The sequence below is a fragment of the Rubrivirga marina genome, from assembly GCF_002283365.1.
Taxonomy (GTDB): Bacteria; Bacteroidota; Rhodothermia; order Rhodothermales; family Rubricoccaceae; genus Rubrivirga; species Rubrivirga marina.
On sequence record NZ_MQWD01000001.1, the window covers coordinates 4,598,099 to 4,624,574 of the forward strand.

The 26,476-nt window shown below is 72.1% G+C and carries 20 protein-coding genes; 15 read left to right on the forward strand and 5 right to left on the reverse strand.

Features of this window, described 5'->3' with window-relative positions:
* The first annotated feature begins 87 nt into the window (after positions 1 to 87).
* The 5 genes from BSZ37_RS19615 to BSZ37_RS19635 all read left to right on the forward strand — a co-directional run bounded on the left by BSZ37_RS19615 (position 88) and on the right by BSZ37_RS19635 (position 4,973).
* Entirely contained in the window at positions 88 to 1,209 is a 1,122-nt protein-coding gene (locus BSZ37_RS19615; RefSeq protein ID WP_095512168.1) for an LVIVD repeat-containing protein, read from the forward strand.
* A gap of 151 nt (positions 1,210 to 1,360) precedes the next feature.
* Positions 1,361 to 2,014: a transposase gene (locus BSZ37_RS19620; RefSeq protein WP_095512169.1), complete on the forward strand. Its 654-nt coding sequence runs from the start codon at positions 1,361 to 1,363 to the stop codon at positions 2,012 to 2,014.
* A gap of 168 nt (positions 2,015 to 2,182) precedes the next feature.
* Positions 2,183 to 2,683: a hypothetical protein gene (locus BSZ37_RS19625; RefSeq protein WP_095512170.1), complete on the forward strand. Its 501-nt coding sequence runs from the start codon at positions 2,183 to 2,185 to the stop codon at positions 2,681 to 2,683.
* A complete protein-coding gene (locus BSZ37_RS19630; protein ID WP_095512171.1) occupies positions 2,684 to 3,727 on the forward strand; it encodes a potassium channel family protein in 1,044 nt (347 codons plus the stop codon).
* 232 nt (positions 3,728 to 3,959) lie between these two features.
* A complete protein-coding gene (locus BSZ37_RS19635; RefSeq protein ID WP_095512172.1) occupies positions 3,960 to 4,973 on the forward strand; it encodes a L,D-transpeptidase in 1,014 nt (337 codons plus the stop codon).
* 95 nt (positions 4,974 to 5,068) lie between these two features.
* Here the strand turns inward: BSZ37_RS19635 and BSZ37_RS19640 are convergent, their stop codons facing one another.
* The 4 genes from BSZ37_RS19640 to BSZ37_RS19655 all read right to left on the reverse strand — a co-directional run bounded on the left by BSZ37_RS19640 (position 5,069) and on the right by BSZ37_RS19655 (position 10,692).
* The gene (locus BSZ37_RS19640) at positions 5,069 to 6,472 is read right to left on the reverse strand and encodes a DUF3108 domain-containing protein (protein ID WP_095512173.1); all 1,404 of its coding nucleotides are present in this window, start codon (positions 6,470 to 6,472) and stop codon (positions 5,069 to 5,071) included.
* A 125-nt stretch (positions 6,473 to 6,597) separates the two neighbouring features.
* Positions 6,598 to 7,317, reverse strand: a complete 720-nt coding sequence (locus tag BSZ37_RS19645) for a DUF3108 domain-containing protein (RefSeq protein ID WP_095512174.1) — start codon at positions 7,315 to 7,317, stop codon at positions 6,598 to 6,600.
* Positions 7,318 to 7,343: 26 nt separating this feature from the next.
* Positions 7,344 to 8,081 carry a DUF3108 domain-containing protein gene (locus tag BSZ37_RS19650; protein ID WP_143537755.1) on the reverse strand — a complete coding sequence of 246 codons (738 nt, stop codon included), beginning with the start codon at positions 8,079 to 8,081 and terminating at the stop codon, positions 7,344 to 7,346.
* A 94-nt stretch (positions 8,082 to 8,175) separates the two neighbouring features.
* The gene (locus BSZ37_RS19655; RefSeq protein ID WP_095512470.1) at positions 8,176 to 10,692 is read right to left on the reverse strand and encodes a heme lyase CcmF/NrfE family subunit; all 2,517 of its coding nucleotides are present in this window, start codon (positions 10,690 to 10,692) and stop codon (positions 8,176 to 8,178) included.
* Between the two features lie 366 nt (positions 10,693 to 11,058).
* Here BSZ37_RS19655 and BSZ37_RS19660 point away from each other — a divergent pair, with 366 nt between their 5' ends.
* Positions 11,059 to 11,481 (forward strand): hypothetical protein, encoded by a 423-nt coding sequence (locus tag BSZ37_RS19660; protein ID WP_095512176.1) that lies wholly within the window; start codon positions 11,059 to 11,061, stop codon positions 11,479 to 11,481.
* Between the two features lie 72 nt (positions 11,482 to 11,553).
* Entirely contained in the window at positions 11,554 to 14,385 is a 2,832-nt protein-coding gene (locus tag BSZ37_RS19665) for a TonB-dependent receptor (RefSeq protein WP_095512177.1), read from the forward strand.
* Between the two features lie 40 nt (positions 14,386 to 14,425).
* On the opposite strand, the gene proC is transcribed toward BSZ37_RS19665, so the two are convergent.
* Positions 14,426 to 15,247 (reverse strand): pyrroline-5-carboxylate reductase, encoded by an 822-nt coding sequence (gene proC, locus BSZ37_RS19670; RefSeq protein WP_095512178.1) that lies wholly within the window; start codon positions 15,245 to 15,247, stop codon positions 14,426 to 14,428.
* A gap of 171 nt (positions 15,248 to 15,418) precedes the next feature.
* Between proC and BSZ37_RS19675 the strand changes: the two genes are divergently transcribed.
* The 8 genes from BSZ37_RS19675 to BSZ37_RS19710 all read left to right on the forward strand — a co-directional run bounded on the left by BSZ37_RS19675 (position 15,419) and on the right by BSZ37_RS19710 (position 26,378).
* Positions 15,419 to 15,850, forward strand: coding sequence for a hypothetical protein (locus BSZ37_RS19675; RefSeq protein ID WP_095512179.1), 432 nt, complete (start codon positions 15,419 to 15,421; stop codon positions 15,848 to 15,850).
* A gap of 69 nt (positions 15,851 to 15,919) precedes the next feature.
* Positions 15,920 to 17,038 carry a mannose-1-phosphate guanylyltransferase gene (locus tag BSZ37_RS19680; protein WP_095512180.1) on the forward strand — a complete coding sequence of 373 codons (1,119 nt, stop codon included), beginning with the start codon at positions 15,920 to 15,922 and terminating at the stop codon, positions 17,036 to 17,038.
* Positions 17,039 to 17,420: 382 nt separating this feature from the next.
* Complete coding sequence (locus tag BSZ37_RS19685; protein ID WP_218830581.1) at positions 17,421 to 18,137, forward strand: TetR/AcrR family transcriptional regulator; 717 nt, start codon at positions 17,421 to 17,423, stop codon at positions 18,135 to 18,137.
* Entirely contained in the window at positions 18,134 to 19,882 is a 1,749-nt protein-coding gene (locus tag BSZ37_RS19690) for a TolC family protein (RefSeq protein ID WP_095512181.1), read from the forward strand. Before BSZ37_RS19685 ends, BSZ37_RS19690 begins: the two co-directional genes overlap by 4 nt.
* Before the next feature lie 74 nt (positions 19,883 to 19,956).
* Positions 19,957 to 21,303, forward strand: coding sequence for an efflux RND transporter periplasmic adaptor subunit (locus tag BSZ37_RS19695; protein ID WP_179299772.1), 1,347 nt, complete (start codon positions 19,957 to 19,959; stop codon positions 21,301 to 21,303).
* 60 nt (positions 21,304 to 21,363) lie between these two features.
* Complete coding sequence (locus tag BSZ37_RS19700; RefSeq protein ID WP_095512183.1) at positions 21,364 to 25,308, forward strand: efflux RND transporter permease subunit; 3,945 nt, start codon at positions 21,364 to 21,366, stop codon at positions 25,306 to 25,308.
* Between the two features lie 150 nt (positions 25,309 to 25,458).
* The gene (locus tag BSZ37_RS19705) at positions 25,459 to 25,710 is read left to right on the forward strand and encodes a biotin/lipoyl-containing protein (protein WP_095512184.1); all 252 of its coding nucleotides are present in this window, start codon (positions 25,459 to 25,461) and stop codon (positions 25,708 to 25,710) included.
* 2 nt (positions 25,711 to 25,712) lie between these two features.
* Positions 25,713 to 26,378 (forward strand): 2-oxo acid dehydrogenase subunit E2, encoded by a 666-nt coding sequence (locus tag BSZ37_RS19710; RefSeq protein WP_095512185.1) that lies wholly within the window; start codon positions 25,713 to 25,715, stop codon positions 26,376 to 26,378.
* Positions 26,379 to 26,476 lie beyond the last annotated feature (98 nt).

Sequence of the window (26,476 nt, forward strand, 5' to 3'; positions counted from 1 at the left end):
GGACGAGAGAACGGGCGGGGCTCTGCCGAAACAGGTCGTAGGGCGGCCCGCGGAGCCTAGATTGGGGTCCGCCCATCCCACCCGTCCATGCGATTCCTCGCCGCCGCGGCCCTGGCCGCCCTCCTCGTCGCGCCCGCCAGCGCCCAGCAGCTCGACCTTATCGGAACCGTCGAGCTCCCGACCATCCCCCGTCCCGGCGCCGACGAGCCCCGCGACCCCGACTCCGTCGGCATCCCCGACGTCGTCGGCGGGTCCGATGTCTGGGCCTACACGGCCAACGACGGGTCGGAGTACGCCATCATGGGCAACGTCGAGGGCATCGCCGTCGTCGCCGTGCCGTCGCTGGAGGTCGTCGCCCAGATCCCCGGCCCGACGCAGGACGCGCCGTTCTACTGGCGCGACATCAAGACATACGGCTCGTTCGCCTACGTCTCGGCGGAGGCCTACGGGCCGAGCGAGGGCCTCCAGGTGATCGACCTCCGCGGGCTCCCGCACCACGCCGAGGAGATCGCCGTCGTCCGCGGCGAGAACGACCGGCTCGTGTCGAGCCACAACCTCTCGATCGACACCGTCACGGGCTACGCCTACATGCTGAACTCGGACGGCAACGAGATCATCGTGGTCGACCTCTCGGACCCGATCCATCCCATCGACGTGTCGTCCGTGCCGGTCCCGGACTCGCACGACGTGTTCGCCCGCGGCGACACGCTGTACGTGGCCGAGGGACGGAACCCGACGTTCTCCGTCTGGGACATGAGCGACAAGATGAACCCGGTCCAGATGGCCCAGGTCACCGTCCCCTCGCCTGGCTACGTCCACAACATCTGGCCGACCGACGACGGGATGTACGCCCTGACGACCGAGGAGACGGTCGACAAGACGGTCAAGGTCTGGGACCTCTCGGACCTTGAGAACCCGACGCTCGTCGGGAATTGGTTGGGCGCGAGCCGGCTGGCCCACAACGTCCAGATCGACGGCGACCACGCCTTCGTCTCGCACTACTCGTCGGGCGTCTACGTCCTCGACATCACGGACATCGAGAACCCGGTCGAGGTGGCCCACTTCGACACGCACCCCGAGAACGACGACGCGGCGTTCTACGGCAACTGGGGCGTCTCGATGCCGACCCCGGGCGGCTACCTCTACACGAGCGACCTCGAGGGCACGCTGACCGTCCTCAAGTGGGACCCGGGCTCGCCGAACCTCTAGCCATCCGGCCTCTCCCTCGTCCGTCCCTGCCCGCCTCGGTCCCGCGCCGAGGCGGGCGGTGTCGTCTCAGGCCGAGCGCGTACTGCGGGACCGGATGACGGCCATTCTGCCACTTCGCCGTAGTGTGGGGTGGCCCCACCCTCCCAGTTCCATGACGACCCGGCTCTCCCTCCTTCTCCTCGCGGCCCTCACGCTCCCCCTCACCGCCTGCGGAGGCGACGACGGCGGCGACTTCGACGGCGACGTCGAAGAGACCGGCGAGCCGGGCATGTTCGGGCGGATGCAGGAGATGCAGAACGCCGTCGAGCGGATCCAGGAGCAGGCCGAGAAGCCGCCGGCCGACCCGGTCAACTTCCGGACGCTCCGCGAGCTGCTCCCCGAGGAGGCCGCCGGCCTCCCGCAGGCCGAGGTCGAGGGCTCGACCGACGGCGCGATGGGCTTCTCGATCTCGCAGGTCGAGGCGACCTACGGCGAGGAGGGAGGCGAGTCCGAGATCGACCTGAGCATCCTCGACTACGGCGCGATCCCGTCGATGGCCATGATGGGCCTCGGCTGGACGATGGCCGACATCGACCGCGAGTCGGGCTCGACGTACGAGCGGACGATCTCGTTCGGCGGCGAGCGGGGCTACAGGAAGTACGACTCCCAGAACCGCTCCGGCGAGTTCAGCCTCGTCGTCGCCGACCGGTTCGTGGTCCAGGTCGAGGGCTCGGGCGTCGAGGACGACGACCTCGAGGCGGCCCTCCGCGCCGTCGACCTGAGCGGCCTCGCCGACCTCCGCGACGAGGGCCGGCCGGACGCCTAACCCGTTATCTTCGCCGGGCACCCGACGCCCGTGCCCGTTCGCGCGCCGCATCCCCAGCGCGCCGGCGGCCACGGGCGTTGGTGCGTCGGCTCGGGTTCGACGGGCCTTCGCCGAGCGGAGGAATCGACGCACACGGCGGGACGTATCCTCCGAAACGCCCTCGCCGCCATGCTCGACTCGCTCCCCGACGCTGCTCGCGTCTGGCTCTTCCCCCTCGACCGCACGCTCGACTCCGACGCGGCCGACGCGCTCCGCCGGTCGGTCGCCGACTGGCTCCCGTCGTGGACGAGCCACGGGCGCCCCGTCCAGGCCGAAGCGGAGGTGCTCGCCGGCCGCGCGTTCGCCGTCGGCGCCGTGATCTCCGAGGCCGACCTGAACGCCGGCGTCTCGGGGTGTGGGATCGACTCGATGGAGCGGGCCGTGAGCGCTGCGCTCGACGCCCACGGCCTCGCGCTCGCGTCGCCGCTTGCGGTCACCTTCCGCGACGCCGACGGCGCGTGGCAGACCGCACCGCGGCCGGCCTTCCGCCGGCTGACCAAGAGCGGCGAGGCCGGGCCCCAGACGCCCGTGCTCGACGTGACGGCGACGACCGTGGGCGGCCTCCGGGCGCACGGCGTGGAGCGCCCGGCCGGTGAGACGTGGGCCGCGCGGGCGTTCGCGCTCGCCTAGGTGCGCGTCCGGTCCGTCCGGTTCTCTAAGCGACCGCGGTCTGGAGCCGGCCACGAGATCGCGCTCGGCACGCTCGCCATCGCCGTCCTCTTCGGGGTCGGGACCGCCGGGTACATGCTCATCGAGGGGTGGGCCCCGATGGACGCCCTGTACATGACGTTCATCACCCTCGCGACGATCGGGTTCAGCGAGGTCCAGCCGCTCTCGGCCCTCGGCCGGCTGTTCACGATCGGCCTCGGGGTCGTGGGCATCGGTACGTTCGCGACGATCGCCACGCGCGTCGTCCAGCTCCTCGTGCTCAACGACGCCTTCCGCCAGCGGGCCATGCAACGCCGGATCGACCGCCTCTCCGACCATTACATCATCGCCGGCTACGGCCGCCTCGGGCAGCGGATCGCGCGGGACCTCGCGGCCGCCGGCCGCGACATCGTGGTGGTCGACCGCCGTGACGACCGGGCCGCCCAGCTCGCCGACGCCGGCTACGCCTACGTCCAGGACGAGGCCGAGGAGGAGGCCACGCTCCGGGCCGCCGGGCTCGAACGCGCGGCCGGGCTCGTCCTCGTGCTCCCCCAGGACGCCGCCAACGTGTTCGTCGCCCTCTCGGCCCGCGAGATCATGGACGGCCGCGACCTCTTCATCGTGGCCCGGACCAACGAGCAGACGTCGATCAACAAGCTCCTCCGCGCCGGGGCCGACAAGGTCATCTCGCCGCTCGAGATCGGCGCCGACCGGATCGCGCAGACGATCCTCCGCCCGCGCGTCGACCGGTTCATGGAGCAGGTCCTCGGCGTCGACGCGCTCGACTTCGACCTCGAAGAGGTGACGGTCGGGGCCGGGAGCCTCTTGGACGGCCGCTCCCTGGCGGCGGTCGACTTCCGGCGCCACTTCGACGCGGTCGTCGTCGGCGTGCTCCGGTCGGCGACGGGCGAGTGGCGGTTCAACCCGGACGCCCAACTCGCGCTCGCGGCCGGCGACGCGCTCATCGTGCTGGCGACGCCCGAGCAGATCCGGACCATCCGCGCCGAGGCCGCCGCGTCGCGGTAGAGGACCCCTCGCGGGACGGCCGGCACCCGCCGCCTCGGCGCCGAGGCCGGACCGGTGGAGAGACGGTCGGGCGGCGACGGTCGCACCAGGGGAGTGGGCACGGATCCTGCGCGCGCGCCCGTTTGTCGGACTGAAGCGGGATCGGGGCCGGTGGCACGGCCCCTGGAGAGGTCTTCGCGGACCCCCCTCCGCCCCCCGCGGTATACTCGACACACACTTGATTTCTGTCCCCATGCGTGTTCTCTCAGCGGCCTTGGTCGCCCTCCTCGCGCTGGCCCTCCCAGCGACGGCTCAAAGCCAGGCCGACCTGGCCGCCGACGCCGCCATCTCCCAGGACTTCGCCGACGACGGCAACGTCAGCTACTTCAGCCAGTCCTGGCTCGTCGACACGATGGAGCGGCGGACGGCCACGTCCATCGCCGACGTGCCGCGCGTCTACTACGACTACTACATCGTGCCGGAGGGCCAGAACCGGCTCGAGGCCCGGCTCTCGCTGTACCGCCGGTTCGGCGGCGACCGCGACGTGATCAAGCCGCTCCTGTGGCTCCTCAACCGGAACGACCTCGAGGCCCTCAGCCCCGGCGACACGCTCGTCGTGCCGACCCACTTCGGGCTCGACTTCCGGGCCTACTCGCCGTTCCCGCGCTACTACCCCGGCGCCCGCGACCTCGACCAGATCGTGATCCTCGACAAGCAGATCCAGGCGTGGGGCGCCTACGCCCACGGCGAGCTCGAGCGGTGGGGCATCATCAACACGGGCAACGAGAGCGGCCGGACGCCGAGCGGCCGGTTCAACGTCAACTGGAAGCAGGACTACCGCGTCTCGACGCTCAGCCCCGGCTACGGCTCGACGGCCCCCGACGCCGAGCTCTGGGAGATGTACTGGGTCATGAACCTCCACGAGCAGCGCGGCATCCACATGCACCAGTACGCGCTCCCGACTTCCGGCCCGGCCTCGCACGGCTGCATCCGCCTCCTCGAGCCCGACGCGAAGTGGCTCTACGAGTGGACCGACACGTGGGACGTCGAGAACCAGCGCGAGCACATCTCGTCGGCCGGCGGCCGGATCACGGACCAGGGCACGATGGTGCTCATCATCGGCGACGACATCTCGGAGCCGCCGCAGCCGTTCCTCCACCGGCCGCAGTACCCGGTCATCCGGATGGTCAACCTCCCGCCGGACCCGTACGACGTGCCGCCGGGGACCGACCAGCAGCGGGCCTTCGACCGCCTCGCCGGCCGCTAGCCCCGCCCGCCTCGGTCCCGAGGCCGACGACCTAGACGAGACGAGCCCCCCGCCAGCGTCGGCGGGGGGCTCGCTTCGTTCCGAAGGGGCGGAGGCTACTCCTCGACCGGCTCGACGTGGATGAGGACGCCGGGCTGCGGCTCCTGCTCGATCCGGACGAACTCGCGCGTCTCGGGCGCGACGTAGAACACGAACGCCGTGCCGGGCCCGCCGCCGGTCTCGACCGGCCACGCCGTCTGGCCGTCGATCTCGGTCGGCGCGCCGACCGAGATGGGCACGGCCACGACGCCCTGGCCCGGCGCGAGCATGTGGATCTCGCCCCGATAGCCCTCTTCGTACGGCAGGGCTCGGACGATCTCGAACAGGAGCGCCCCGTCGAAGACCGGCGCGTCGAACGGGACCTCCTCCGTCTCTCCGTTCACCACGACCGTCGCCGCGCCGTCGCCGTAGGTGACCTCGACGGTGTTGGTGTTCGCCGTCGTCGAGCCGGAGACCGGCGCGAGCGAGGGGTAAGCCGCGACGGTCGTCTGCTCGATGCGCTGGCCGGCGATCGAGATGTCCTGCACGAGGCGACCGGTGATGGTCCCGGCGGCCTGGTCGACCTCGGCCGACCACGTGAGGGTGCCGGCCTCCTGCTGGACGGGCTCGACGACGCGGATCACGAAGTCCTGCGAGCGCGACATGAGCACGTCCGTTTCGAGCCGGTCCAGGCCGGGCCGGAGCTCGACGGCCGGCGTGGCCGCCTCGGCCTCGAGCGCGGCGAGCGACTCCTCGGTCACGGGCTCGCTCACGATGAGCGCGTCGCCGGTGGCCTGCGTCGTCGTCTGCACGATCGTCCGCGTCGCGGGGTCGACGTAGTACGTCTGCGGGCGGGGCGGGCGCGTGCCCGAGCCGGTCTGCTCGACGGCCCACGCCATGACCGGCTGGCCGCCGGTCGGCGTGACCTCCTCCATGCCCGTCACGGAGAGCGTGTAGTCGCGGACGCGCGACTCGGACGTGAACGTGGGGACGACGGCCGTGTAGCCCTCTGCGAACGGGAGCGACCGCACGATGAGCGGCAGGACCTCCGGCTGAAACGGCTCCTGGCGGAGCGTGATGTCGAACGGGAGCGCGGCGAAGTCGTCGCCACTGGCGAAGCTCCCGGTGACGGTCGCGCCGTCGTACGTCGTCGTGCCCGAGCTGCCGCGGGAGGTCCGCTCCCGGGAGATGGGCCGGAGCGACGGCCAGGCGAACGTGGACGAGACGTCGTAGACCTGGCCGGCCTGTGGGATGTCGGCGTCGGTCGAGAGCGTGACCGTGTCGTCGTTCTTCTGGACGGTCGTGGTGAGCGTGCCGAGGTCGCGACGGCGGGCGCCTGTCGCGGCGACGGACACCGTCTCATCGCCGAGCGTAAGGTCGGCGGTCATCAGGTCCGGGTGGCCCGGGCGGAGCGTGACGGGCTCCTGAGCAAAAAGGGGCGCCGCGAAGAAGGCGAGAGCGGCGAGCGTGAGAAGGCGCATGCGTGGGGTAGGGTGAAATCGCACGGGGTGGACGAGAGATACGGGCCGCCCTCCAGCGGGGTCCCCGCGAACGGACCGAGGCAGACCGCATGGACCGCCAGCGCCCGTTCGCGGACGATGCCGGACTACTCGGCCGGGGCGATCTCGACGGTGACGCCCGGCTGCGGCGAGAACTGCGTCTTGAGCAGCTCACGCGTCTCGGCCTCGACGTAGTACGTCATCGTGACCGGACCCATCTCGGTCGACACGGGCCACACGGTGCGCTCGTCCATCGTCTCCTGGGCCCCCACCGTGTAGACCACGTCGATGGGCGCGTCGGGCGACTGCGCGGTGAAGGCCTGCATCCGGGCGACGGTCCCCTCGATCAGCGGGAGGCTCTGGGCGACCTCGCCGGCCCACGCGCTGTCGAAGACCGGGGCGTCGGTCATCAGCGTGACCGTCGTGGCGTCGCCCTCAGGCGGCGTCACCATCCCGACGACGCCCTCGGACATGAACTCCAGGGAGACCTCGATCGGGCCGCCCATCGAGTTGTGGGTGCGCGGGACGAGCGTCGCGGCGTCGGCCGCGATCGAGTCGGTCTGTGCGAGGCCCTGCATCGGGACCGAGATCTCGGTCACGCGCGTGACGACGCCGTCCTCGATGGTGAGGGTCTCGGTCGCGGTCCCGACGTTCTGCCGCATCGGAGCGACAAGGCGGACGGTGAACGACTCGGTGCCGGCCTCGAGCCAGTCGGTCGTGAGCATCCCGTCGCCCGGCGTGAGGACGAGCGTGTCGGCGGGGGCGTCCTGGGCGGTCGCGCCGCCGACGGCGAACGCGAGGAGAAGGAGCGTGAGGAGAGAGCGCATGGGGAGGTGTGTCGGGGTGGGAAAGACTACTGGCGAACGAAGTGGACGAGGTAGCCCGGCGCCGGGGCGAACGCGATCCGGAGGAGGTCCCGCGTGTCGGGGTCGACAGCGTACGAGCGAGTCCGACCTTCGGGCGTGGTTTCTTCGACGATCCAGGCCGAGACCGTCTCGCCGTCGGGCCGGGCGACGTCGTCGCGGCCGACGACCTCCAGTTCGAGCTCCTCGAGGCGGTCCTCGGCCGTGAACACCGGGACAACGGCCGTGTAGCCGACCTCGAACGGGAGCGACCGCGCGACCGTCCGGTTGGCGCCGAGCCCGAAGACCGGCGCGATCAGCTGGAGGTCGACCGGGATCGGTTCGGCGTCGGCGTCCTGGTACGTCCCGACGACACGGAGCCCGTCGAACGCAAGCGACTCGACCTCGTCGCCGCGCGCGTTGTGGTCGACCCGGACGTGCGAGATCGGCGTGAGCGACGGCCACTCAAAATGCGTCGTGTCCTGAACCTGGTCGCCCCCGCTGCCCATCACGATGTCGACCGTGGTGGCGACGGTGACCGTCCCGTCGTCGTGGTGCGTGACGGCCTGCTCGACGGTCCCGAGCGGCTGGAGCTGGGGCTGGACGAGCGAGACGTCGAACGTCCCGGACGCGAGCGTGACCGCCTCGGTGTCGAGGTCGGGGTGGCCGGGCGCGAGGCGGACGGGCGCCTGCGCGAGCGCGGGGAGCGTGACGAGAAGGGCGGCGAGCGCCGCGAACAAACGGGACATCCCGAAAGGCGGAGGTGAGCCCGGCCCTACGGCGCCTCCCCCCTCCCGAGTTACGCCGCCTCGGTGCCCCGCGGGCCGACCGAGGCGGACGGCGTCAGCGCCGCGCCTCGCCCAGCCGCCGCCGGAACGAGATGGCGAAGCCGATCCCGAGGATCCCCGTGCCGAGCCAGAGCAGCGAGATGAACGGCTTCTCGTAGGCCTGGACCACGACCCACTCCTCCTGGGCCACCGTCGCCCCGTCGAACACGAGGTTGATGGCGCCCTCGTCGACGACCATCCCGGCGAACGCCGCGCCGAGGCCCCAGTCCGTCGCCCGGTTCTGGACGTACTGCTGGCGCCGGTCGGTCGTGATGACGTAGACCGGCCGGAGCACACGCGTCTCGCCGGTCGTCTCGTTGACGACGGTCAGACGCGCGGCGACGGCGAGGTCGACCGAGTCGCGCTGGAGGCCGACGGCGTCGAGGTCGACGTCGAGCTCGTAGTCCTCGAACGTGACCGTAAAGGCGGGGTCGTGGGCCGGCGTCGCCAGCTTGACCGAGTCGCCCCGCGCGAGCGTGACCTCGGCCTGGCCCTCCGTCGGCGTCTCGCTCATGGCGCTCGGGAAGACGGCCACGTAGAGGTCGCGCGCGACGCCCTCGCGGACGTGCGGGTGCTGGATCCACTGGTCGCGGCCGTCCTTGTAGACCACGTTCCGCGTCTGGAACTGCGTCCCGCGCCGGTCGACGACGTCCATCACGTAGACCGGCCGGCCCTCGTCGTTGACCTCCTGGCCCGCGTACGTGAACCGGTAGCCGTCCGCCGCGACGGTCCGGCCGAGCGGGACGACGACGTTCTCGCGGCTGCCCTGGACGTCGGTCCCGTTGCCGTCCGAGATCGGGTCGTTGAAGACCGACGAGGCGAAGATGCCGAGCAGCATCAGCCCGAACCCGACGTGCGAGAGGCTCCCGCCGACCATCTTGAGGTTGCCCCGCCCGACCCGCCACATCACGCTGAGGTTGCCCCACAGCATGAAGAACGACGCGAACAGGAGGAGCAGGAGCAGGAGCGACGTCCCGTGCGTCTGGAAGAACGTGCCCACGGCCGCCGGCAGGAGGCCCGCCTCGGCGGGCGCGACGGCCCCGGCGGGCGCCTCGACGCCGAGCCCCGGGCCCGGCGCGACCGTCTCCTGGACGAACGGCGTCAGGAGCACGACGGCGGCGGTGCTCACGACGGTCGCCACGACGGGCCGGAACAGGACGCGGTTGGCGTCCTCGACCGTCATCTTCCGCCACCACATGAGCTGGCCCATCCCCGCGAGGAACGCGATGCCGACCGCGAGGGGCAGCGTCCACGTGTTGTAGAACGCGACCGGGACCGCGGCCGGGTTGTCGCGGAACAGCTTCCCGAAGATGGGCGCCGACGTGCCGAGCGCGATCACGCCGCCCGTGACGGCGAGGAGCAGGGCGCCCGTGAACACGAGCGATTCACGGCTGAGGATCGCCGGCGGCGACGTGGGCTCCGGGAGGTCCCGCCAGCGCCACGCCAGGAACCCGAAGCCGAGCAGGCCCACCGTCGAGATCCACAGGAGCAGCTGGTTGTAGAGCCCGAGGTCGACGAAGCTGTGGACCGAGACGTCGCCCAGGATGCCGCTCCGCGTGAGGAACGTCGAGTAGATGACGAGTTGGAAGGCGAGGACGCTCAGCCAGAGCGCCGCCTTGTGGCCGGCCGCCGTCTTTTTCTGGACCACCATCGCGTGGAGCGCCGCCACGGCGAACAGCCACGGCACGAGCGACGAGTTCTCGACGGGGTCCCACGCCCACCAGCCGCCGAAGCTCAGCGTCTCGTAGGCCCACCAGCCGCCCATCATGATGCCGATGCCGAGGATGCCGGAGCCCACGAGCGCCCACGGCAGCGCCGGCTTCACCCACTGCGTGTAGCGCCGCCGGTAGAGCCCGGCCACGGCGAACGCGAACGGGACCATCAGGAGCGTGAACCCGACGAAGAGGGTCGGCGGGTGGATCGTCATCCAGGGGTTCTGGAGGAGGTCGTTGAGGCCCTGACCGTCGGCCGGGACGAAGCCCGGGTCGGTTGCGAACATGGGCGCGTCGGGAAACTTCTCGGCGAGCGTCACGAACGGGCTGGCCCCGACCGGGAGCGGCCCGAGGCGGAGGCCGACGACCATCGACAGGAGGAACGCCTGGCACAGCGACACGACGGCTAAGACGGGCGCGGAGAACACGCGGCGGTTCTCGTTGGCGACCGGCCCGCCGTCCGTCCGGACGGACCACCGGACGAGGAGGCCGGCGACGACCGTCGTCATGAGGATCCACAGGAGGAACGAGCCCTCCTGGCCGGCCCAGAACGCCGAGAGCTGGTACCGGAACGGCATCGCCGTCGACGTCTGCTGGTAGACGTAGGCGTACTCGAACCGGTGGCCGAACAGGGCCGTCCACAGCATGGCCGAGGCGAGGCCGGTGCCGCCGGCGACGGCGGCCCAACTCCAGCGGCCAACGCGGGCCCACTCGTCGGAGCGAGCGCCGTCGGCGCGGGAGGCGAGGGCGTAGGCCACGACGGCCGCCAGCGACCCGACGAAGGCGACGACGAGGGAGAGGTGACCGACCGTTCCGATCATGTCCACAGGGGGCGTTTCAGCGCGGAGTGAAACCTACGGGCGGCGCCCGTACAGTCGTGTGCGCCGGCCGTGGATTCGGTGCGTGTGGTTGCCTCCCGTCGAGCCTCCCGCCCGGCTTCCGTCGTGACATTTCCGGGACATTCGGACTCGGCGGCGGGTCCGAGGAGGTCGGGGGTCGTGTCGTTCCCTCGATCCCGTGCGGTTCGTGCCGCGGGGCTGCGGCTCGTCCCGTCCAACCCGCATCTCGCGACGCGGAGACCGGACCGCGACACCTCCGTGATGCGACCCGCGGCTAGAAAGGGGAATCTGGACCTCGTCGGACGCCACCCGGCCCGGCGCCTCCCTCCCACCATACCCCGCACGGCCATGCCCTCCTCCTCTCGGATCCGCGACACCTACGCCCGCCGGAAGGCGACCCTCCGCCGCACGCTCGGCACGGCGGCGCTCGTCCTCACCGGCCTCCTCCTGCTGCCGAGCACAGCCTCTGCCCAGGACCGCTCGACCGAGGACCGCATCGAGCGACGCGTCGAGTCCCTCCGCGACGCGCTCGACCTGACCGACGACCAGGCCGCCGAGGTGCGCGCCCTCTTCGAGACCGAGAGCCTCGACCGTCCGCCGCGGGGCGAGCGCGGGTCCGGCGACCGCGAGGCCCGCCGCACCGCCCGTGCCGAGCGCCGTGCCGAAATCGACCGCCAGCTCGCCGAGATCCTCACGCCCGAGCAGATGGACGCGTACCAGACCTGGCGCGAAGAGAACCAGCCCCGCCGCGGCCGTCGCGGCGACGGCTGACCCGGCCCGCCGCCCCACTCTCTCCGCCTCGGTGCCGAGGCGGAGGCACCCGTCCCCCCGGCCCCTCCCGTCATGCCGACTCGCCTCTCCCTCGCCCTCCTCGGCCTCGCCGTGCTCGCGGGCCCGACCCTCGCCCAGTCGCCGGTCGCCGTGGCCGGCACCGTCGTCGACGCCGAGACAGGCGCGGCGCTGCCCGGGGCGACCGTGTTCCTCATCGCCGAAGACAGCACGCAGACCGGCGCAGCGGCCGACGTCGACGGCGCGTTCCGGCTCGCGGTCGCGCCCGGCGCCTACCGGTTGCGTGTGACGTTCGTCGGCTACGTCGCAGCGGAGCGGGCGCTCGCCGTGACCGAGGCGGTCGATCTCGGGGCGATCGAACTGACGGAGGACGCCGAGGCGCTCGGCGACGTCGAGGTCGAGGCCACGCGCCAGCGGGTCGAGGTCCGCGGCGACACGACGGCGTTCCGCGCCGACGCCTTCCCGGTCAACCCGGACGCGGACGCGGGAGACCTCGTCGAGAAGCTGCCCGGCGTGGCGGTCGAGAACGGGACGGTCACGGCCGAGGGCGAGACCGTCCGCCGCGTGCTCGTCGACGGCCGCGAGTTCTTCGGGACCGACGTCCAGGCCGCGCTCGCGACGCTCCCGGCCGAGATCATCCAGGAGGTCCAGGTGTTCGACCGCCAGAGCGACGCGGCGCGGTTCTCGGGCTTCGACGACGGCGAGGCCGAGAAGACGATCAACATCGTGACGCGGCCGGGCATGGGGAACGGCCAGTTCGGCCGGGCCTACGCCGGGGCCGGCCCGGAGGGCTCGTACCTCGCCGGCGGCAACATGACGATCCTCAGCGGCGACCGCCGCGTCACCGTCGTCGGGCTGGCGAACAACGTGGACCAGCAGAACTTCGCGACCGAGGACCTCCTCGGCGTCGCGGGTGGCGGCGGGCGCGGCGGCAGAGGCCGGGGCCGCGGGCGAGGCGGCAGCGTCGGCGACCTCCTCGTCGACGACGCCGACGGCATCAACGAGACGACGGCCCTCGGCGTGAGCTACTCCGACAAGCTGTTCGACGAGGCCCTCGAGCTCGAGGGGAGCTACTTCTTCAACACGACCGACAACCGGCTCGACGCGGCGCTCACGCGGTCGTACCTCACGAACGGCGCCGTCTCCCAGCTCTATGGCGAGACCGAGCTCTCGGAGGGGACGAACACGAACCACCGGCTCTCGCTCCGCGCCGAGGCCGACCTCTCAGAGCGGACGCAGCTCACGGTCCGCCCCCAGCTCTCGGTCCAGTCGAACGCCTCGACCGGCTCGCTCCTCGGCCTGACGACGCTGCCGGCGGGCGACCTCCTCGCCGAGACGAACTCGGTCGACACCGCCGACCTCGACGCGCTCTCGGGCGGGGTCAGCGCCTTCCTCCGCCACCGATTCGACACGAACGGACGGACGCTCACGCTCGGCGTAGACGGCTCGGCGAATGGGCAGGACGGCGTGCGGAACCAGGCCTACACGGTCACCGGCCGCGCCGAGGACGACGACGTCGACCAGCTCGTCACGACCGACGCCGGCTCCCAGCAGGTCGGCGCGCGCCTCGAGTACACCGAGCCGATCGCCGGCGGCCAGCTCCAGCTCTCGTACCGCCCGCAGCTCTCGTGGGGCTCGTCGGACCGCCTCGCCTCGCTGGCCGACGCGACGGGCACCTATACGCTCCCGGACTCGGCGTACTCGAGCGTCCTCGATCAGCGCTCGCTCGTCCAGCAGGCCGGCGTCGCGTTCCGGTTCGGCTCGGGCGGGCGCGGCGGCGAGCGGGGCAGCCCGCGCGGCGACCGAGGCGGGGAGGGCGGCCGCGAGCGCGGCGGCCGGAGCGGGCTGAGCGCCCAGATCGGCGTCGACGTGCAGCACGAACGGCTGGAGGCCGAGCAGCTCCTCCCGACGGCGTTCACCGTCGACCGCTCGTACTGGTCGGTCCTGCCCTCGGCCCGGCTCCGGTTCGGGCTCGGCGAGACGGGCCGCGTCAACCTCGACTACCGCACGCGGACGCAGACGCCGTCGGCCAGCCAGCTCCAAGACGTCATCGACAACCGGAACCCGCTGCTCCTCACGACGGGCAACCCGGACCTCCAGCCGAGCACGACGCACTCCGTCCGCGCCCGCTTCAACCGGACCGACGCCGAGGGCGGCTCCGTCCTGTTCGGCCTCCTCAGCGGGACGTACGGCCAGAACGCCGTCGTGACCTCGACGACGCTCGCCACCGGCGACGCCGAGATCGCGCCGGGCGTCGTGCTCCCGGCCGGCGCGCAGCTCACGCGGCCGGTCAACCTCGACGGGTACTGGAACGCCCGCGCGCTCGCCACCTACGGCCGGCCCGTCGGTCTCTTGAAGAGCAACGCGAACGTCTCGCTCGGCGCGAGCTACTCCAGCACGCCCGGCCTCGTCGACGGCTACGAGAACGTGACCGACCAGCTCGGCATCGACGGCCGGCTGTTCCTCGGGAGCGCGATCAGCGAGCGGCTCGACTTCTCGCTCGAGTACGGCGCGCGCTACACGGCCGTGACGAACTCGGCCGTGCCGTCGCTCGACGACGACTACGTCCGCCACCAGGCCGGCGCGGAGCTCACGTGGCTCCCGGTCCCCTACGTCGTGCTGGCGACCGACGTCCGCGCGCTCCACTACGCCGGCCTCGACGCCTCCGTCGACCCGACGCAGGTGCTGTGGGGAGGCCGGATCGGCTACAAGTTCCTGACCGACGACCTCGCCGAGGTCAGCCTGTCCTTTGCCGACCTCCTCGACCAGCAGGCCGACGTGGAGCGGACCGTAACGGAGCTCTACGTCGAGGACGCCCAGTCGCAGGCCCTCGGCCGGACGGTCATGCTGAACCTGTCGTACAAGCTCCGGACGTTCGGGCAGTAACAGCCTCGCTCTCCCCGCCTCGGCGCCGAGGCGGGCGGGGTCAGCCCTCGCCGAGTTGGCGGCTCCGCTCGGTCGCCGCGGCGACGGTGTCGATGAACATCGACCGGAGCCCGTGCTTCTCGAGCTCGGCGACGGCCGAGATCGTCGTCCCGCCCGGCGTCGTGACCTGGTCGCGGAGGACGGCCGGGTGCTCGCCGGTCTCGATAGCGAGGCGCGCGGCCCCGAGGACGGTCTGCATCGAGAGCCGCCGGGCGACGGCCCGCGGGAGGCCCTGCTTGACGCCCGCGTCGGTCATCGCCTCGATCACCATGAACACGTAGGCCGGCCCGCTCCCCGAGAGGCCCGTCACGGCGTCCATGAGGTGCTCTGCCACGACCTCGACGACGTGGCCGACGGCCGAGAAGATCTCCTGGGCGAGCGCCACGTGGGCCTCGGTCGCGTGCGCCCCGGGCGCGATGGCGGTCGCCCCCTCGTCCACGAGCGCCGGCGTGTTGGGCATCGCGCGCACGACCGGAAGGTCCGGCCCGAGCGCGTTCGCCAGCGACTGCGTCGTGACGCCGGCCAGCGTCGAGACCACGAGCGTCCCGGGCGCGAGGTGCGGGCGGACCTCGGCGAACAGCTCGACCGCGTTCTGCGGCTTCACGGTCACGAGCACGACGGACGCGTCGCGCACGGCCCCGGCGTTGTCGTCGGTGGCCGTGACGCCGGGGAACCGCTGGCGGAGCTCGTCGAGCCCGGCCTCGGACCGTCGCGTGGCCGTGATCCGGTCGGCGGTGAGGTCGCCGCCCCGGAGGAGGCCGCCGATGAGGGCCCGGCCGATGTTGCCGGCGCCGAGGACGGTGAGGGTCTGGTCGCTGAGCATGGCACAGGGGGCGAGACGGCGAGACTAACGGAGCCGGGGGGCCCGTGCGGCGCCGCGCCCGCTCTTCACCGAGCCCTCGCCGCCCCGAAGCCAGGAGGCTCCGCACGGCGGAGGACGTGAGGTCCCGGCGGTATCGATCCCGTAAAGCAAGACAGGACCCTCTCCTCCCCGATGCGATCCTTCCTCGCCCTCGCCCTCTTCCTCACTGCCGCCGGCTGCGCCTCCGACCCCGCCGACGTGCCCCCCGAGGCGGCCCCGCCCACCTCGGAGACGCCCCCGACCGACCCGGCGCCCGCCCCCGAGGCCCCGAGCGAGAGCCTCTCCGGGACCTGGGCTCATGTCGCGACGGCCGACACGCCCGACGGCCCGCGCGACCCGCTCTCGACCGCCACCATCTCCTGGACCTTCCGCCCCGACGGCACCGGGACGTACAGCCAGCAGGTCCTTTCCGGCCGGACGCGAACCAACGACTTCGAGTGGACGCTCGACGGCGAGACCCTCGACCTCGGCGCCGCCACGTACGCCATCGTCTCGCGCGACGGCGACGAGATGGTGTGGCGGAACGACCGGCTCGGGGACTATTACATCGTCCAGCGGCAGTAGGAACGGGGAGCCCGGCAGGTCCCCGCGGCGTGTCGCATCTTGCAGCCCCCTCTGATCCCCTTCCGTTCGATGTCCCTCTACGCCGTCATCATGGCCGGCGGGGTCGGCAGCCGGTTCTGGCCGCGCAGCCGCCGCTCGCACCCCAAGCAGTTCCTCGACGTGTTCGGCCCGGCGTCGCTCATCCAGAGCACGTTCGCCCGGCTCCAGCCGCTCGTCGAGCCCGAGCGCGTGGTCGTCGTGACCAACGCCGACTACGTCGAGAAGACGCGCGAGCACCTCCCGGCCGTGCCGGAGGGCAACATCCTGGGCGAGCCCGTCGCCCGCAACACGGCGCCGTGCATCGCCCTCGCGGCGGCGAAGCTGATCGCCGAGGACCCGGACGCGACCATGCTCGTGCTCCCGGCCGACCACCTCATCGCCAACGTCGAGCGGTTCCACCGCGTGCTCGAGGCGGCCGTCGAGGCGGCCCACACCGAGACCGCCAGCGGGGGCCACCCGCTCGTCACGATCGGCATCCGGCCGACGCACCCGGAGACGGGCTACGGCTACATCCAGTTCGACGCCGACGGCGACCTCGACGGCGTCGAGGACCGCGGGCCCGCCGACAAGCCGCGCGCGCACCACGTCCTCACGTTCGCCGAAAAGCCCGATGTCCAGACGGCCGAGCGCTTCCTCGACGCGGGCGACTTCCTCTGGAACTCGGGCATGTTCATCTGGCGCGCCGACGCCATCCTGGCCGCGTTCGAGCGGTACCTCCCGAAGGTCCACCGCCTGTTCGCCCCGCTCGTCGACGCCTTCGGCACCGACACCGAGGCCGAGGCCGTCGCCGCGGCCTACGAGCAGAGCCCGAAGATCTCGATCGACTACGGCATCATGGAGCAGGCCAACGACGTCCTCGTCGTTCCCGGCTCGTTCGGGTGGAGCGACGTCGGCGACTGGCGGGCCGTCCACGAGCTCTCGGAGAAGGACGACGCGGGCAACCGGGCCGAGGGCAACGTCATCCTCAAGGACACGGCCCGCTCGTTCGCCCGCTCCGCCGACGACCGGCTCCTCGTGCTCGTCGGGATGGAAGACGCCGTCGTGGTCGACACCGGCGACGCCGTGCTCGTATGTCACCGCGAGCAGGCCCAGAAGGTCAAGGACATCGTCGACTTCCTGGGCGTCCACGGGATGGAGGAGTACGTGTAGACGACCCTCCAGATCGACCCTCGGGCCGCCGGCTTCCCGACGTCGCTCGCCTCGGCAGCGCAACGGGCACACCCGGCGGGAGGAGCGACTCCGCGAGCCGCCCCTGCTTCTCGGATTTCGAATCCCCTCCCGCCCCGGCACAGCCGCCGAGGCGGACGTTGCGCGTGCGAACGGGGCCGACGGGAGCGACCGCAGCGAGGCCAGCGCCGCCGGAAGCGCTTGCAGGCACCAGACTTATGCCCTGCACACGTGACCCGAGGACGTCACCCCCGAGCCTTTGCTTTCTCTTAACCGATCGGGGCGCAACTGGCCATCGGTGGGCTCGTTATGACGCCCAAGTTCCCAAGGTGACCGACCAGTCACCTATTGACCAATCGTCCACTTGCAAGTCACCTCCCCCGACGACGCCCTCCTCAGCCGCCGCGACCGCGAGCGCCTCGCGCGTCGCCTCGCCATGCTCGACGCGGCGCTCGCCGTGTTTGGCGAGAAGGGGTTCGAGGGCGCCACGCTCGACGAGATCGCCGAGCGCGCCGAGTTCGGCAAGGGGACGCTCTACAACTACTTCCCCGGCGGAAAGGACGAGCTGTACCGGTCGCTCTTCGAGGAGCGCGTCGTCCGTGGCCTCTACGAGGTCGTCGAGCGGACGCTCCCTGAGGCCCGGTCGCTAGCGACGCGCGCCGAGGCCCGGGAGGCGTTCCGCGACTTCGTCGTCGGCCTCTTGGAGCACTTCGACGCGCACCGCTCGGCCCTCCGCCTGTTCATGGCCGAGGGCCCGCGGGCCTTCCACGACCCCGAGCGGATGCGGCACGTCATCGAGCTGTTCGCGGGGTTCACCGAGGCCGTGACGCGGGCCGTCGAGCGGGCCATCGAGGCGGGCGCGCTCCGTCCGCTCCCCGCCCTCCCCGTCGCGCACCTCCTCATCGGCAACGTCCGCGGCGTGCTCATGGCCCACGCGGCCACCGACTGCGCGCCCGACCACGTCTCCTCGCTCCCGGAGCTCGTCCCGGCCGAGACCGCCGACCTCATCACGACCGTCCTTTTCGACGGGCTCCTCGCGCCGGCGTCATCGGACGCGGGCGCCCCGTCCCCCGACGCATGACGACCCGCACCCTCGCCCTCTCCGCCCTCGCGCTCGGCGCGATCGGCACGGCGCCCCCCGCCGGCGCCCAGCCCGACACGGGCCGCGACTCGGCCGTCGTGATCGGCCTGTACGACCCGGCGACGGGCGGCCCGGCCCGGCCCGCCTCGGGCACGATCCGGCTGACCCTCGACGACGCGATCCAGATCGCGCTCGAGCGCGCCTACGCCGTCCGCCTCGCCCAGCTCGACGTCGAGAACTCGCAGTCGCAGGTCCGCGAGGCCTACGGCCAGCTCCTCCCGCGCGTCGACGCCTCGTCGAGCTACACGCGGAACGTGGTCCAGGCCAACCCCTTCGCCGGCTCGTCCGCCGGCAGCCTGTTCAGCGGGCTCGGCGCCATCGGCTGGCTCCAGTTCAACGAGCAGGCGCGGACCGACGACGACCCGACCACGCAGCCGATCTCGCTCGCCGAGTACCAGCGGCGCGTCGGCGAGGGCCAGGCGGCGGTCGGTTACAACCCGGCCGACTCGTCGAACCCGTTCGGGACGGACAACCAGTTCACAAATACCCTCTCGCTCAGCCAGCCGATCTACTCGGGCACGGCGTTCGCCGCCGTCAAGGGCGCGCGGGCGCTCGTCGAGATCAACGAGTCGGCCGTGGCGCAGCGGGAGGACGAGACGATCGACCAGACGCGGCAGGCGTTCTACGGCGCGCTCCTGGCGCAGGAGCAGGCGGCGGTCCAACGCGCGTCCCTCGACCGCTCGCGCGAGACGTTCGACGACGCTTCCCTCCTCGTGGCGCAGGGCGTCCGGCCCGTGCTCGAGCGGCTCAACGCCGAGGTCGACCTGGCCAACGCCGAGACCGGCGTGGTGACGGCCGAGGCCCAGGCCGAGTCGGCCCGCGACCAGCTGCTCCTCACGCTCGGGCTGCCGGTCGACGCGCCGGTCGAATTGGTGGGTGAGTTGGCGCCGCCGGAGGAGGCCCTGTTCCAGACGGTCGGCCTCGCGGCCGCCTCCGCGCGGGCCCTCGACCTCCGGCCGGACATCCAGCAGGCCGCGCTCGCCGTGCGTCTCAACGAGGTCCAGCGCGACATCACGAAGGCCGGCCTCTACCCCAGCCTCAGCGCGTTCGTCAACGCGAGCTACAGCGGCAACATTCCCGACGACCGGAGCTTCCTGACGAATCCGGACCCGTCGGACCCGTTCACGTTCGAGGCCGGCTCGACCGACTTTTTCTCGGAGGCCTACTGGCAGCCGGCGCTCTCGGTCGGCCTCCGGATGAACTGGCTCCTGTTCGACGGCTTCCAGACGCGGCGCCGCATCCAGCAAAACCAGATCGCGGTGGATCAGGCCGAGATCCAGCTCGAGCAGGCCCGGAACGCCGCGGCGCTCGAGGTGGCCCAGGCCGTCCGCCAGCTCCAGAGCGCGGAGCGCCGCCTCGGCACCCAGGCGCAGACGGTCGCGACGGCCGAGACGGCCTTCGCCTTCGCGAGCGCCCGCCTCCAGGAGGGCGTCGCCACGCAGCTCGACGTCCGCACGTCGAGCCAGAACCTCGACGTGGCGCGGCTCAACTACCTCCAGGCCGTCTACGACGCCCTCGTCGCGCGGAGCGCCTACGAGCGGGCCACGGGCACGATCGAGCCCGAGCCGCTCGACCTCGCGCCGCGCCCGGAGCCCTCGCCCCGGATTCCGGCCTCGCTCCAGACCGACGCCGTCCCCGAGGCGGCGCCCCTCACACCCACCGGCGGCACCGACTCGCCCCGATGACGACGCCCGACACGGCCCGCCTCGGCGGCGCCCCCGCCCGCTTCACCCCCCCGGACCGCCCGTCCCCCGCAGCCATGCGCCCCCTCCGTCGCTTCACCACCGCCCTGCTGGCGGCGCTCGCCCTCGCGGCGTGCCAGCCCGGCCCCGAGACCGCCGACGAGGTCGAGGCCCCGGCCGACCGGGCCGTCCCCGTCGAGGTCGTCGTCGCCGACCCCGGTTACTTCGAGGACACCATCGAGCTTACCGGCACCGTCGACGCCAACAACGACGCGTCGCTCTCGCCCGACGTGCCCGGCATGCTGACGTACGTGGCGCCCGTGGGCACGTTCGTGCGGGCCGGGCAGACGGTCGCGCAGGTCCGCGCGACCACGCAGCAGGCCGGCGTCGCGAGCGCCCGCGCGCAGGCCGCGCAGGGTCGGGCTGGCGTGAGCCAGGCGCAGGCCCAGGTGGCCGGCGCCGAGGCCGGCGTTCAGGCCGCCCGCGCCCAGCGCGAGGCCGCCCAGGCCCAGCTCGACCTCGCCCAGGACCAGTACCGCCGCCAGTACCCGCTCTACCGCGACTCGATCTTGAGCGCGCTCGAGTTCCGCAACGTCGAGAGCCAGCTCGCGCAGGCCCGCGCCCAGGTGGCCCAGGCCGACGCCGGGATCGCGCAGGCGCAGGGCCAGCTCCGCGCCGCCCGCGAGGGCGTCAACGCGGCCCGCGCGCAGTCCCAGGCCGGCGACGCTGGCGTCGCGAGCGCCCAGAGCCAGCTCGCCAGCACGCGCGTCGTCGCCCCGTTCTCGGGCGTCGTCGAGGCGCGGCTCCAGGAGGCCGGCGAGCTCGCGTCGCCCGGGCAGCCGGTCGTCCGACTGGTGGGCTCCGGCAGCGTGAAGGTCACGGCTGGCGTGCCGGAGCGGTACGCGGGTGAGATCGAGCAGGGCACGCAGGTCCAGGTCATGCCCAACGCCTACGAGGCCGAGGCGAGGGGCGGGCGCGTCTCGTTCGTCGGCCTCGCCATCGACGAGGCCTCGCGGACGTTCCCGATCGAGGTCGCCGTCGAGAACGCCGACCGGTCCCTCAAGCCGTCGATGGTCGTCCGGATGGACGTCACGCGCCAGATCCTCGAGAACGCGATCGTGGTCCCGACCGAGGCCGTCGTGCGCGACGAGCGCGGAACGAGCGTGTTCGTCGTGGCCCAGGACACGGCCGGGGCCGTCGCGTCCCGCCGCGTCGTCGAGCTCGGCCCGAGCGCCGGCGACACCGTCGTCCTCCGCTCCGGCGTCGAGGCCGGCGACCAGGTCATCGTCTCGGGCGCCGGCGACCTCGCCGAGGGCGACCGCGTCCGCGTGACCGAGACGCGCGAAGTGGCCGTCGCCACCCGCACGCCCGCCCGTGCCGCCAGCCGCGTCCGCCCCACGGGCGACGCCGTCCGAGAAGACTAACGAGGCCCGATGCGTGGCGGCCCTCCCGCCGCGCGTCCCCCGTCCCCACCCCCTCGTCCGATGAATATTACCGACCTCGCGATCTCGAACCGGACGGCCGTCGTCGTCCTCATGCTCGCGCTGACGATCGGCGGGCTCGTGGCGTACGTCGCGCTCCCGAAGGAGAGCCAGCCGCAGATCGAGTTCGCCACCATCGTCGTCACGACGATCTACCCGGGCGCGAGCCCGGACGACGTCGAGTCGATCATCACGCAGGAGATCGAGCGCGAGGTGGCCACGATCACCGGGCTCGACGTGCTCCGGAGCACGTCGACGGAGGGCGTCTCGACGGTCATCGCCGAGTTCCTGCCCGACAAGGACATCGACGAGGCCAGCCGCGAGGTCCGCGAGGCGGTCGACGTGGCCAAGGTCGAGTTCCCGACGGACGTCGAGGAGCCGATCGTCTCCGACATCGACTTCGCCGACTTCCCGATCGTCACGGTCAACCTCCTCACGGAGGGCTCGCTGACCCAGCTCCGCTCGACGGCCGAGGACCTCCAGGACGAGATCGAGGGCGTCCCCGGCGTGTCCGGCGTCGACCTCCTCGGCGGCCTCGAGCGCGAGGTCCAGGTCGACGTCGACCTCGCGGCGCTCCAGGGCGCCGGCCTCTCGGTCGACGACGTCGTGGCGGCCGTCCAGACGGAGAACGCCAACATCCCCGGCGGCTCCGTCGACGTCGGCCCGGAGAACTACCTCGTCCGCGTCAACGGTGAGTTCGACAGCCCGGACGAGATCCTCGACCTCGTCGTGGCCTCGCCGGGCGGGACGCCGGTCTACGTCCGCGACCTCGCCGACGTGACGTTCGGGTACAAGGAGCGGGCCAGCTACGCCCGCCTCGAGGTCGTCCAGCGGGAGAACGAGGACGGCGAGTTCGTCCCGGTCTCCGACGCCGAGAACCTCCAGGTCATCCGGCTCAACGTCAAGAAGTCCTCGGGCGAGAACATCATCGAAGTCGTTGACGGCGTCGAGGAGGCCATCGCGGGCTTCGCGTTCCCGTCGGGCACCGAGTACGTCCTCACGGGCGACCAGTCGGAGAGCGTCGAGATCCTCGTCAAGGACCTCGAGAACAACATCATCGCGGGCATCATCTTCGTGATCGCGGTGCTCCTGTTCTTCCTCGGCGTCCGGAACGCGTCGCTGGTGGGCCTCGCGATCCCGCTGTCGATGTTCGTGAGCTTCCTGGTCTTCTCGGTGATGGGCCAGACGCTCAACTTCATCATCCTCTTCTCGCTGATCATCGCGCTGGGGATGCTGGTCGACAACGCGGTCGTCATCATCGAGAACATCTACCGGTTCCGGGAGGAGGGCTACGGCCGGTGGGAGGCCGCGCGGAAGGGGACGGCCGAGGTCGCCCTGGCCGTGGCCGCCTCGACGGCGACGACCGTCGCGGCGTTCGCCCCGATGCTCCTGTGGCCGGGCATCATCGGCAAGTTCATGAGCTACATGCCGATGACGCTCATCGTGACGCTGACGTCGTCGCTGTTCGTGGCGCTCGTGATCAACCCGGTCGTGGCCGGCTTCTTCGTCAAGACCGACGCCGAGCTCCGCGAGGAGGAGGCCGCGCGGAAGACCCGCCAGCCGAGCCGCCGCGGCCGGATGATCGGGCTCGGGCTCGTCGCCTTCACGGCGCTCGTCGTCGGCATCGCCAACTGGAAGACGTTGATCTTCCTGGCCGTCGCGGTCCCGGCCCTCGTCCTGCTCTACCGGAACGCGCTCGAGCCGGCCCACCGCCGGTTCGCCGGGCGGACCGTCCCGCGCATGACGGACGCCTATCGCCGCTTCCTCAAGTGGATGCTCCAGCGGGACTACTCGGTCCGCCGTGGGCTCCTCCGCAATACGTTCGCGCTGGGCAGCTTCACGGGCGGGTTCCTGCTCCTCGTCGCGGGCGCCGCGCTCAACGCCGCCGCGGCACCGGCCGGCTTCCTCCTGATCATTCCCGGTGGCCTCGCGCTCCTCGTCGGCATCCTCGCCATCGTGTTCCACAGCCTGGAGACGGCCTACCTCGGCGGGCGCGCGAGCGTCAAGGCGGGACTCATCTTCGGCGCCATCGTCGCCGTGCTGGCCGTCCTCCTGACGCTGGCCGGGCGGATCGACCTGTCGAGCGTGGAGGGCGTCGAGGTCCTCATCGGGATGTTCCTCCTGCCGGCCCTCGTCGCCGGGTTCGGCGGCCTCGGCGTGCTGTTCGGACCGGGCGGGCGTCGCGAGCGGGCGCGAAAGCAGACGGTGTTCGGCTCGCCCTATGTGGTCCTCACGGACAACCGCGCGCGGTTGCTGACGGCCACGCTCGGCGTGCTCGTCGGCGTGATCGCCCTGTTCTTCGTGGCCCCGACCGGCGTCGAATTCTTCCCAACCACGGACCCCAACCAGGTCCAGATCACGGCCGAGGCGCCCATCGGGACCAACATCGAGCGCTCGAACGAGGTCGCCGAGGACGTCTTCGCCCGCGTCCAGAACCTCATCGAGACCGACGAGGGCACGGCCGGCAACACGCGCGACGTGGCGACGTCGGTCGGCGTCGGCGGCGACGCGATGTTCGGCGGCGGCTCGGCGAGCGCCGAGAGGTCGTCGGTCACGCTCAACATGGTCGACTACGAGCAGCGGTCCGAGTCGTCCTCGGAGACGCTCCGGCGCATCCGCGCGGCGCTGACGGGCCTGCCGGGCGTCGACCTCCAGGTGGAGCAGGACGAGAACGGCCCGCCGACCGGCGCCGCGGTCAACATCGAGGTCTCGGGCCCCGAGTTCGAGGGGATCCAGGACCTCGCCAACGACCTCAAATCCCAGCTCGAGGCCGGCGTCGAGGCGGGCCGGATCGAGGGGCTCGTCGACATCCGCGACAACCTCAACTCGGGCCGGCCGGAGTACCGCGTCGAGATCGACCGCGAGCGCGCGGCGGCCTTCGGGCTCTCCACGCAGCAGGTGGCGCTGGCGGTCCGCGGCGCCGTCAACGGCGTCGAGGCCAGCCAGTGGCGCGACGGCAAGGACGAGTACGACATCACGGTCCGCCTCCGCGAGGCCGATCGCCAGAGCCTCCGCCAGATCGAGTCGCTGACGGTCCTCAACGAGGGCCAGCAGATCCCGCTCGTGGCCGTGGCCCGGATCGAGCCGGCCTCCGGGCTCGGGAGCGTCACGCGGCTCGACCAGGAGCGCGTCGTGACGGTCCTCGGCGACGCGGCGCCGGGCGCCAACGCGAACGCCGTGCTCGCCCAGGTCCAGGCCGAGCTGGCGCCGACGCTTGACGACATCCCGCCGGGCTACACCGTCGCCTACACGGGCGCGAACGAGGAGCAGAACGAGAGCTTCGGCTTCCTCACGACGGCGCTCCTGATGGGCCTCGCGCTCATCACGATCATCCTCATCGCCCAGTTCAACTCGATCAAGAACCCGCTCATCATCATGGTCGCGGTCGGGCTCTCGCTCATCGGCGTGATGCTCGGCCTGATCCTGACGCGGACGCCGTTCGGGCTCATGACGTTCGTCGGGCTGATCTCCCTGGCCGGCATCGTCGTGAACAACGCGATCGTGCTCGTCGACTACATCGAGCAGCTCCGCGACCGCGGCGAGGACAAGCAGGAGGCCATCATCGACGGCGGCGCGACGCGCCTCCGGCCGGTCCTCCTGACGGCGTTTACGACGGTCATCGGGCTCATCCCGCTCACGTTCGGGATCAACATCGACTTCGTCGGGCTGATGGTCGACCTCGACCCGTCGTTCTCGATCGGCTCCGAGAACACGCAGTTCTGGGGCCCGATGGGCACGGCGATCATCTCGGGCCTGACGTTCGCGACGTTCCTCACGCTCGTCATCGTGCCAGTGATGTACTCGGCGTTCGACAGCATCGCGCTCCGCTTCGCCGCGGCCCGCCAGCCCGACGACGCGCCCGAGCCGGACCTGCACTCGAGCACGCCGCTGGCGGGCGACGGGTCCTCGAGCGGCGAGCTCGTCCCGGCCCCGGTCCCGGCCACGTAGCCCCGCCCGCCTCGGGGAGCCGACCGGCGCACCAGACCGCAGCGCAACCGTGGGGGCGACTCGCCGAGTCGCCCCCACGGCGTCTCGGAGCCTCCGCTGCCGCGTCGAGGCGGGCGGTGTCGTACTCTGTCGACCCCGCCGTTCCGCGCCATGGCCGACTCGACCCCCGTGACCATCCCCACGTCGCTGTGGGAGTCCGACGGCACCGAGGAGGCCGTCCTCGCCGAATGGCTGGCCGCCGACGGCGCCCGCGTCGAGGCCGGCGCCCCGCTCGCCGAGGTCATGGTCGACAAGGTGTCGCTGGTGCTGGAGGCGCCGGCGAGCGGCGTGCTCGAGATCCAGCGCGAGGAGGGCGCCCCGGTCGGTCTCGGGGCGACGGTCGCCGTCATCCACGCCCCGTAGCGATGCACACGACCGTCCCGCTCTCCCGACTCCAGGTCCTCAACGGCCGGACCATGCACGAGGCGCTCCAGCAGAGCGCGCAGGCCACGCTCCACACCGACGCCGATGCCGGCCCGCTCGTCGCCTTCCGAGCGGCTCAGCCCGAGAGTGACGCGGTCTCGGTCGAGGCCGTCGTCGGGCGCGCGCTCGTGGGGGCGCTCCAGGCCCACCCCCACGTCAATGCGCGGATCGGGGTCGAGGGGCTGAACGTCCACCGCTCCGTCAACCTGGGGCTGATGGTGGTCTTGGAGAAGGGCGTGATCGTGCCCGTCATCGCGGGGGCCGAGGGGCTCCCGCTCCGCGAACTCGACGGCGCCTTCCGACGGATGGCCGCCCGCGCCGAGGCCGGCGACCTCAGCCTCAACGACACCCGCAACACGACGTTCACGCTGGCCTCCTTCGCCTCGTTCGGCGTCGACCACTTCACGCCGATCCTCGTCGGCAACATGGTCGCGACGCTAGGCGTCGGCCGTGTCCGCGCCGTCTGCGAACCCGGCGACGACGGCTGCCGGCCAGGCCACCGGATCGCGCTCTCCCTGACGTTCGACCACCGGGCGATCCACGGCGTCGAGGCCGCCCGCTTCCTCCAGGCCGTGACCGACCGGCTGGCGGCGCCCGACCGGCTCTGAGCCCGGACCCGAGCCCGCCCGCCTCGGTCCCTCCGTAGGCGGGCCGAGGCGGGACCTTCCAAGCGCCGCCGGCGTCGGCGCTCGACACCGTCCCCTCC